The following is a 2,084-nucleotide window of genomic DNA, read 5'->3' as shown; positions in this document are numbered from 1 at the left end:
ATGGTATAAATTTAATTGCTTGTAGTTACTTAATCGGAAAAATCCTGCGGATTTTTCCTTTGGCTTGCGTTTTTTTGTTATTTTAGTACCTAATCCACGCAACTAAAAATTATACAAAACGTTGTAAGTAATGCGAGAAAAACTCATCTACATATTAATATTTTCGTTTTTATTCATCTCTTGTGATTTCACTTCCGCAGATGAATATTACAATAGAGCAATAGAACTTGACAAACAAGGAAAATATAACGAAGCTATTATTTCACTTGATAAAGCTATAGACAAAAAATCTAAATTTAGACCAGCATTGCTTAATAGAGGATTTTACAAAAGTAAATTAGAAAAATTTGAAGAAGGAATTAAAGATTATAATAAAATATTAGAATTTGATAACGACAACACGTTCGCTCTTTTTAATATTGGAAATAATTACAGTAGTTTAAATGATAGTAAAAATGCAATTGCTTATTACTCAAAAGCACTTCAAACTGAAGGAGCTCTGAAAAGTTTTGCAAGTTCTGATGGTGGAGCTTTTGCTCTTAACACAAATTTCGACTTGAAAAGCTTCGATAGTGATAGAGATTATAGTATGCTAGATTGTGAGATTTATTTCGAGCGTGGAATGGAATATTTAGAAATAGAACAATTTGACAAAGCCATTTCTGATTTTAATAAATCAATTAAAGCAAATAACGCTAAAAGAGATTGTTATTTCTTACTTGGCAAAGCTTTTATCGGAAAAAAGGATTCAATAAATGCTTGTGAAAATTTTATTAAGTCTGCCAAATTAGGAGATAAAGAAGCAAGAGAAATGCTCAAAAAACATTGCATAAAAAAAGAATAATAAGTGAATCTGATTTTGAACATTTTTAAGTGGATTTTGATAATCCTGTTTTTTCCTCTTTCATTAATATTTGTAGCATATTATAAACAGAAAAAAGCAAAAAAAGAATATTGGAAAAAAGAAGCATCTGAATAAAGCACTACTTACAACAACGTATATATTTTATTGCTAGTTTTAGCTTGCTTACGAAAATCCTTGCGGATTTTCTATTCGGTTTTTATTTGCTAAATTAGGTGCTTAAACACGCAACAAACCATATACAAAACCGTTACCTTGCATTAAAAACACGCACTCAAACGCAAGTTTTGCGGAAAAAATATTGAGATTTAAAGCAAATTTTCACGGAATTTAAAAACAGAAAAAAAACAAGATTGCGGAATTTTAGCCCGTTTGTGGAATAAACAAAAACAGAAAAACCATGTTTGCGGAAAATCCAATCGCAGCGGAAAAATGAGCAAGTTTGCGAAATTGTTAAACGCAGAAAATCAATTAAAAAAAGAAAAAAAAAGAAAGAAAAAACGCTATATTTAACGGACAATAAAAACGCAAGGTAACAATGTATAAAAATAATGCTTAGTTTTATACTTAATCAAAACTTAGTGCTTTTTTTGTTAGCTTCTGATTTTCCTGCGGAAAATCCTCGCACACAAAAACGCACTATTCTTATACGCAACGTTGGCATTAATACGATGAACATAAACTATCAACTTACAAATTCGGATTTTTTAGAGTATCAGCTTTATACTTCTTCAAAATCTGAATTGCATAAAAAAAGGCGCAGAAATAGTCGAATTATAATTCCCATTTTATTTCTGCTCTACGGATTTTATTTAACTCAAAAAGACGAAAACTACATCGGAATTTTAGTTTTTGGAATCACAGCTCTTTTGTGGTTTATGCTATATCCAATGTATTCTAAATGGAGATACGAAAGACATTTTAAAAAACACGTTGAAGAAAATTATAAAAATCGGATTAATAAACCTGTGGAAATTGACTTTGATGAAAATTCTGTTAATGCCAAAGATTTCACATCTGAAAGTAAAATAAACGGAACTGAACTAAAAGAATTAATTGAAACGAAAAACCACTTCTTTATTAAACTAACAACTGACTTATCTCTAATTGTACCAAAGCACGCGATTGAGAATCAAACCGAATTTAAAAAACGTGTGACTGAATTAGGAGCTGAATATGTTGACGAATTGAATTGGGAATGGAAATAAGTACTAATGGCAAC

At 29.5% G+C, this 2,084-nt stretch carries 2 protein-coding genes; both read left to right on the top strand.

Annotated features, from left to right (window positions below; translation table 11 throughout):
• The first annotated feature begins 130 nt into the window (after positions 1-130).
• Positions 131-844: a tetratricopeptide repeat protein gene (locus ACFQ1R_RS00020; RefSeq protein ID WP_379924019.1), complete on the top strand. Its 714-nt coding sequence runs from the start codon at positions 131-133 to the stop codon at positions 842-844.
• A gap of 599 nt (positions 845-1,443) precedes the next feature.
• Positions 1,444-2,070 carry a YcxB family protein gene (locus tag ACFQ1R_RS00015; RefSeq protein ID WP_379924018.1) on the top strand — a complete coding sequence of 209 codons (627 nt, stop codon included), beginning with the start codon at positions 1,444-1,446 and terminating at the stop codon, positions 2,068-2,070.
• Positions 2,071-2,084: the final 14 nt, after the last annotated feature.

This window comes from Mariniflexile jejuense, from assembly GCF_042675665.1.
Lineage (GTDB): Bacteria > Bacteroidota > Bacteroidia > Flavobacteriales > Flavobacteriaceae > Mariniflexile > Mariniflexile jejuense.
Note: the sequence above shows the minus strand (reverse complement) of the source record. Positions and strands in the feature narration are given on the sequence as shown.

Excerpts from the sequence above, each read along its gene's own strand:
- ACFQ1R_RS00020 (WP_379924019.1), top strand. The coding sequence starts at position 131 with ATGCGAGAAAAACTCATCTACATATTAATATTTTCGTTTTTATTCATC.